The sequence below is a fragment of the Brevundimonas sp. genome (assembly GCF_050729455.1).
Classification (GTDB): domain Bacteria; phylum Pseudomonadota; class Alphaproteobacteria; order Caulobacterales; family Caulobacteraceae; genus Brevundimonas.
This window is the reverse complement of the sequence record NZ_JBOHLI010000091.1, coordinates 1-6413: the sequence shown is the minus strand read 5'-3', so window position 1 is coordinate 6413 and position 6413 is coordinate 1. Positions and strand designations below refer to the sequence as shown.

Here is a 6413-nt window from a genome sequence, read left to right as displayed (position 1 = left end):
AGCTTCGCCGCCGCCACGCCGGGCGCAAACGACGTGGCCGCCCTGCCCGCTGCTGCTGCCAACGAGGTCCCGGCCTCGGCCGAGGGCGAAGCCGCCGCGCCCGCCGCCCCGCCGCCCCTGGAATCCCAGACCGGCGCCCCCGCCGCCAATCGCGACCTGGGCCTGTCGATGCTGTCGCGCGCCACGGTCGAGACCACCGCCCAGATCGCCGCCCAGATCCTCAAGAAGCTGGACGGTCGCTCGACCCGGTTCGATATGGCCCTGACGCCCGAAGATCTCGGTCGCGTCGACGTCAGCCTGGAGATCGATTCCGACGGGCGTCTGACCGCGCGTCTGGCCTTCGACAATCCGGCCGTCGCGACCGATCTGCGCGGCCGCGCCGACGAACTGCGCCGCCAGCTTCAGGACGCCGGCTTCCAGCTGTCGCAGGACTCGCTGGAGTTCGCCGAGCGCGACGCCTCCTCCGGCTTCGGCGGCGGGGCCTTCGACCGCGCACCGGACCGTCGCGCCTTCGCCGGCGCGGCCCGCGTGGCCGCCGAGGCCGATGTCGCCGTTCCGCCCGCCGGGGCCTGGACTTCCCTCTCGCTGACGCGCGACCGCGTCGATCTGAAAGTCTGACGATGGTTGACGCCGTCTCCGCCAACACCGCCACGGGCAAGATCAACACCGGCTCGTCGATGCTGGCCTCGAACTTCGAGACCTTCCTGTCGCTGCTGACCGCCCAGTTGAAGAACCAGGACCCGCTGTCGCCTGTGGATTCCAACGAGTTCACCGCCCAGCTGACCCAGATGGCCGGCGTCGAGCAGCAGCTGCTGACCAACACCCTGCTGAACAGCCTGCTTCAGGCCCAGCAGGGCGACGGCCTGACCGGCGCGGCGCAGTATATCGGCAAGGACGCCACGGCCGTCTGGTCCTCGACCCGGATCGAGGACGGCGAGGCGACCTGGAGCTACGAGCTGGCCGGCAATGCGACCTCGGCCAGCCTCGAGGTGCTGGACAGCGCCGGCAAGGTGGTCTGGAGCGGTGACGCGCCCGAAAAGACCAATGGAATGCACGACTTCACCTGGAACGGTCAGACCAACGGCGGCGGCAAGGTCGACGACGGCGGCGTCTATACGCTGAGGGTCACGGCCAAGGACGGCGCGGGCGCCAAGGTCGACAGCCAGGTGCTGATCAACGGCCGCGTCACCGGCGTCGAAATGTACGACGGCCAAGCCTTCGTCACCATCGGCAACGCCATCATGCCGGTCTCCAGCCTGATCGCGCTGGAAGAACAGAAAACCGCCGCCACGCCGCCCGTCACGCCGACAGCCTAAAACCAAGCCCTTTCAATCCCCTCAATCTTCTCTCGTAAGGAACCCCAGACATGAGCATCAACGGCGCCATGCTGGCCGGCGTGTCCGGCCTGACCGCGAACGCCGCGGCCCTTTCGACCATCTCGCAGAACATCGCGAACGTGAACACGATCGGCTACAAGCGCGCGACGTCCGAGTTCGCCACCGTCGTGAACAGCCAGACCCAGGGCGTCGGCTTCTCGGCCGGCGGCGTGCAGGCCTCGGCCCGCCACTTCATCAGCCAGGCTGGTCAGCTTCAGCGCACGACCTCGGGCACCGACCTGGCCATCGCCGGTCAGGGCTTCTTCGTCGTGACCGAGAAGTCCGAGAACCTGGTGAACAGCGACGCTCGCCTGTTCACCCGCGCTGGCGCCTTCAAGATCGACGACCTGGGCTATCTGCAGAACACGGCGGGCCTGTATCTGCAGGGCTGGCCGGTGGACACCGACGGCAACGTCGCCAGCGATCCGTCGGACGTGAACCGGCTGAAGACGATCAACGTCGGGTCGGTCGGCGGCGCGGCCGAGCCGACCACCCGCGTCGGCCTGAACGCCAACCTGAAGTCCAGCCAGAAGGTGTCCGACGCCGCGACCGTGCCCACCCCTGCCGGCGTCACCGCCTACAGTCCCGCCACCAACTCGATGGCCATGTGGGACCCCGTGACCGGAACGGGCGTCAAGCCGGACTTCGAGATCACCATCCCCGTTTCGGACTCCAAGGGCGGCCAGCGCAGCATCGCCATCGCCTTCCTGAAGGGGCCCAACGCCAACGAATGGTACGCCGAGGTCCACGCCCCCGACGGTTCGGTCGTGAACCCCAACACTCCGCTGAAAAGCGGCATGGTGAAATTCACTCAGGACGGCCGCCTGGACACCACCTTCAACGGTCCGACCGCCCTGTTCCCCGACCCGTCCACGGCCAACCTGACGCTCGGCGCCTCCGGCTCCGTTCCCCCGGCGCCGCCCGCCGTGGCCCCGGACGGCACCTGGGCCACGGGCCTCGGCATCGCCGCCCAGACCATCTCGATCGACTTGATGGCTGCGGCCGGCGGCCTGACGCAATACGACAGCACCTCGATCGTCCAGGCCACCTACACGAACGGCACGGCCTTCGGGAATCTGACCGAGGTCAAGATCGACGACACCGGCTTTGTCACCGCCATCTTCGACAACGGCGTGATGCGCAAGATCGCCCAGGTCGCCCTGGCCACCTTCCCCAGCGCCGACAGCCTGACCGAGGTTTCGGGCAACGCCTTCCGCGTCAGCCAGAGCTCCGGCACCTTCAACCTGAAGGCCCCGGGTACGGGCGGCGCTGGCCTGCTGGGTTCGTCGCAGCTGGAGGCCTCGACCGTCGATCTGTCGACCGAGTTCACCGGCCTGATCACCACCCAGCGCGCCTATTCGGCCTCGTCGAAGATCATCACCACCGCCGACGAGATGCTGGCGGAACTGATCAACATCAAGCGCTGATCGCTTAACCGGAATCGATGAGTAAGCCTTCGTTAGACTCGATGAATCCTTCGTTTCCGGCGCCTCGCACGCGCCGGACGCGGAGGATGCGTCTTAGCCATTCCTTCACCACGACGCTTAAACGCCCCTTAGCCGGGGCGCTCCTAGGGTACGCGTCGATGGTGGTGGTGAAAGAGGCTTAAGCCCATGCTGCAAGAGCGACGCCTTAATAGTAGAGGCGAACAATATGTGGTCGGCCCGACGGGCACGCCCCTGACCCTGCGGGATCTTCCGCCGGCGGAAACGAACCGCTGGGTGATCCGCCGCAAGGCCGAAGTGGTCGCCGCCGTTCGCGGCGGTCTGATCAGCCTGGAAGACGCCCTGGCGAAGTATCGCCTGACGGCCGAGGAATTCATCGCCTGGCAACAGGCGATCGACAAATGGGGCATGCAAGGCCTGCGCACCACGCGCATCCAGAGCTACCGGGATTAACATTCCTTTTGGGGCCTACCGCGCTTCGCGCTACTTGAGGCCCCGAGATCACAAGGCCGCTTCTGGAAACGGAAGCGGCCTTTGTCGTTTTAGGGCCCATGCCTCGAAATCGAACGCAGGGACCTCTATATGGCGGCGATGACCCTGGCTGACGACATTTGCCCCGTTCCGACCATCGCCCCCATGTCCGGCGCCGCCGACATGGACGCCGCGATCGAGAGCGCGCGACAGGCCGTCGGCCTGCCGGTCGGATCGCGCGTGGTCGCGGCCATGTCGGGCGGGGTGGATTCCACCGTCGTCGCCGCCCTGCTGCACAAGGCCGGCTATGACGTGGTGGGCGTGACGCTGCAACTCTACGACCACGGTGCCGCCCTCAAGAAAAAGGGCGCCTGCTGCGCGGGTCAGGACATCCACGACGCCCGTCTGGCCGCCGAGACCATCGGCATCCCCCACTACGTCCTCGACTACGAAAGCCGCTTCAAGGACGCGGTGATCGACCAGTTCGCGGACTCCTATCTGAAGGGCCAGACCCCGGTCCCCTGCATCCGCTGCAATCAGACGGTGAAGTTCCGCGACCTGCTGGACGTCGCCCGCGACCTGGGCGCCGAGGCCATGGCCACCGGCCACTATGTCCGCCGCGCCGCCGTCGGCAACCGCTCGCAGATGCGCAAGGCGATCGACCACTCGCGCGACCAGTCCTACTTCCTGTTCGCCACCACCCAGGATCAACTCGACTACCTGCGCTTCCCCCTGGCCGATCTGGAAAAGCCCCAGGTGCGCGGCGTCGCCGCCGCCCTGGGCCTACGCATCGCCGCCAAGCCGGACAGCCAGGACATCTGCTTCGTCCCCTCCGGCGACTACCGCACCCTGATTGACCGTCTGCGTCCGCAAGGGCGTGAGGCCGGCGAGATCGTGCACATGGACGGCCGGGTTCTGGGCCGGCACGGCGGCATCACCGACTACACCATCGGCCAGCGCCGCGGCCTGAACGTCGCCGTGGGCGAACCCCTGTTCGTGACCAGGCTGGACCCCGATAACCGCCGCGTCATCGTCGGCCCGCGCGAGGCCCTGCTGACCGCCAGCCTGACGCTGGAGGAAACCAACTGGCTGGGCGATCAGGCCACCATCGAGGAAGCCGCCCGCGACGGCGCTCCCGTCCTGGCCCGCGTCCGCTCCACGCGCCAGCCCTCCCCCGCCCGTCTGGCGCTGGACGATGACAACATCGTCTCGGTCGTCTTCGAACAGGGCGAAGAAGGCGTCGCCCCCGGCCAGGCCTGCGCCCTCTACGACCCCGCCGATCCCGACCGCGTCCTCGGCGGCGGCTTCATCAGCGGCACGACGGCCGTCGCCGCCTGATTTTCGGGCTTGGCGGGCGCCGCCGGCGCGTGTAGAAGCCCCGCTCCGAAATCGAGAGATCCATGTTCTTCAATATCAACCCTTCGCAACGGCCCATGACCGTCGACCGCCTGCCGGTCGAGGGCAAAGGCGCGCGCGTGGGAGGGGTCTAGAAGAACCGTCGGTCATTCGACTTCGGTTTTCCAGAAACCCCTCCCGCCACCGGCCGGAGGGGTTTCTTGTCTGCGCGAGCGACATCCCTCTGTCCGGATCGGGAGGATCACAGACAGAAGAGGAGACGTCGGCCATGTCTGGCTATGACGTAATCGACAGCCTGGGCGTGCCGATCAAGGCCTGGACCCGGGGCGTGCCCATCGAGGATGCGGCGCTGAAGCAGTTGAAGAACGTGGCCTCGCTGCCCTTCATCCACAAACACGTCGCGGTCATGCCGGACGTGCACTGGGGCATGGGCGCGACGGTGGGCTCGGTGATCCCGACGCTGAAGGCCATCATCCCCGCCGCCGTGGGCGTGGACATCGGCTGCGGCATGATGGCGGTGCGGACCTCGATCCGCGCCGAGCACCTGCCGGACGACCTGTCGGGCATCCGCTCCGCCATCGAGGCGGCGGTTCCGCACGGCCGCACCGACAACGGCGGGCGCAACGACAAGGGCGCCTGGGCGTCCGAGCCGCCGGCCTCGGCCGCAGCGCGCTGGGCCGAGCTCAAGCCCGGTTACGACGCCGTGGTGGCAAGGCACCCCAAGGCGGGCCACCCGCGCGGCTTCGGCCACCTGGGCACGCTGGGCACCGGCAACCACTTCATCGAGCTGTGCCTCGATGAGGCCGGCGACGTCTGGGTGATGCTGCACTCGGGCTCGCGCGGGGTGGGCAACCGCTTCGGGACCTACTTCATCGAGCGAGCCAAGTACGAAGCCCGTCGCTGGCACCTGAACCTGCCGGATCAGGACCTGGCCTACTTCCCGGAAGGGACGGAAGGCTTCAACGACTATGTCCGGGCGGTGTCGTGGGCGCAGAAGTACGCGCGCGCCAACCGCGAGGTGATGATGGAGCAGGTGCTGGGGGTGCTGAAGACCATCTGGCCCGATCTGACGACGACGCAGGAGGCGGTGAACTGCCACCACAACTACGTCTCTAAAGAGAAGCATTTCGGTCAGGACGTCTTCCTGACCCGCAAGGGCGCGGTGTCGGCCAAGGACGGCGAACTGGGCATCATCCCTGGTTCGATGGGCGCCAAGTCCTTCATCGTGCGCGGCAAGGGCAATGCGGACAGCTTCTGCACCTGCTCTCACGGCGCCGGACGGGCCATGAGCCGGACCGAGGCCAAGCGTCGCTTCACGGTCGAGGACCACGTCCGCGCCACTCAAGGCGTCGAGTGCCGCAAGGACGCCGAGGTGATCGACGAAACCCCGATGGCCTACAAGGACATCGACGCGGTCATCGCCGCCCAGGCCGACCTGATCGAGGTCGTGCACACCCTGCGTCAGGTGGTGTGCGTCAAAGGATGACGGGAGCCGGTCGTGCGCAAGCTCGGCCGGCTTTCGTCGTTCCGGGCCCGGCGTGGCAGAACGACGCTCATTAAGACTTCGACAGACCGCATCCGTATGCGCATGGTGAAGCCTCCAAAGGTCATCACGCACCCCACGAGGCTCAGAATGCGCTTGACGTGCCCCTGAGAATTTCCTCCACGCGGAGCTAGAGTCCGGCCCTTGAAAGGACGGACGGAATGAAACGAGCGAGATTCTCGGAAGAGCAGATCATCGGGATCCTGCGGGAGAACGAGGCCG

The 6413-nt window shown here is 67.2% G+C and carries 6 protein-coding genes; all 6 read left to right on the top strand.

All coding sequences use genetic code 11. The features are described 5' to 3' along the window. On the top strand, nucleotides 1–618 hold a 618-nt coding region (locus ACREEF_RS15235; RefSeq protein WP_431566414.1), incomplete at its 5' end, for a flagellar hook-length control protein FliK. A gap of 2 nt (nucleotides 619–620) precedes the next feature. Next, a complete protein-coding gene (locus ACREEF_RS15230; protein WP_431566413.1) occupies nucleotides 621–1316 on the top strand; it encodes a flagellar hook assembly protein FlgD in 696 nt (231 codons plus the stop codon). 50 nt (nucleotides 1317–1366) lie between these two features. Then, nucleotides 1367–2803 (top strand): flagellar hook protein FlgE, encoded by a 1437-nt coding sequence (flgE, locus tag ACREEF_RS15225; protein ID WP_431566412.1) that lies wholly within the window; start codon nucleotides 1367–1369, stop codon nucleotides 2801–2803. A gap of 186 nt (nucleotides 2804–2989) precedes the next feature. Further along, nucleotides 2990–3274 carry a DUF1153 domain-containing protein gene (locus ACREEF_RS15220; protein WP_431566411.1) on the top strand — a complete coding sequence of 95 codons (285 nt, stop codon included), beginning with the start codon at nucleotides 2990–2992 and terminating at the stop codon, nucleotides 3272–3274. A gap of 129 nt (nucleotides 3275–3403) precedes the next feature. Continuing rightward, nucleotides 3404–4630: a tRNA 2-thiouridine(34) synthase MnmA gene (mnmA, locus tag ACREEF_RS15215; RefSeq protein ID WP_431566410.1), complete on the top strand. Its 1227-nt coding sequence runs from the start codon at nucleotides 3404–3406 to the stop codon at nucleotides 4628–4630. A gap of 286 nt (nucleotides 4631–4916) precedes the next feature. Continuing rightward, the gene (locus tag ACREEF_RS15210; RefSeq protein WP_431566409.1) at nucleotides 4917–6134 is read left to right on the top strand and encodes an RtcB family protein; all 1218 of its coding nucleotides are present in this window, start codon (nucleotides 4917–4919) and stop codon (nucleotides 6132–6134) included. Nucleotides 6135–6413: the final 279 nt, after the last annotated feature.

Coding starts and splice junctions, on each gene's coding strand:
- ACREEF_RS15230 (WP_431566413.1), top strand. CDS start 621: ATGGTTGACGCCGTCTCCGCCAACACCGCCACGGGCAAGATCAACACC.
- flgE (WP_431566412.1), top strand. CDS start 1,367: ATGAGCATCAACGGCGCCATGCTGGCCGGCGTGTCCGGCCTGACCGCG.
- ACREEF_RS15220 (WP_431566411.1), top strand. CDS start 2,990: ATGCTGCAAGAGCGACGCCTTAATAGTAGAGGCGAACAATATGTGGTC.
- mnmA (WP_431566410.1), top strand. CDS start 3,404: ATGGCGGCGATGACCCTGGCTGACGACATTTGCCCCGTTCCGACCATC.
- ACREEF_RS15210 (WP_431566409.1), top strand. CDS start 4,917: ATGTCTGGCTATGACGTAATCGACAGCCTGGGCGTGCCGATCAAGGCC.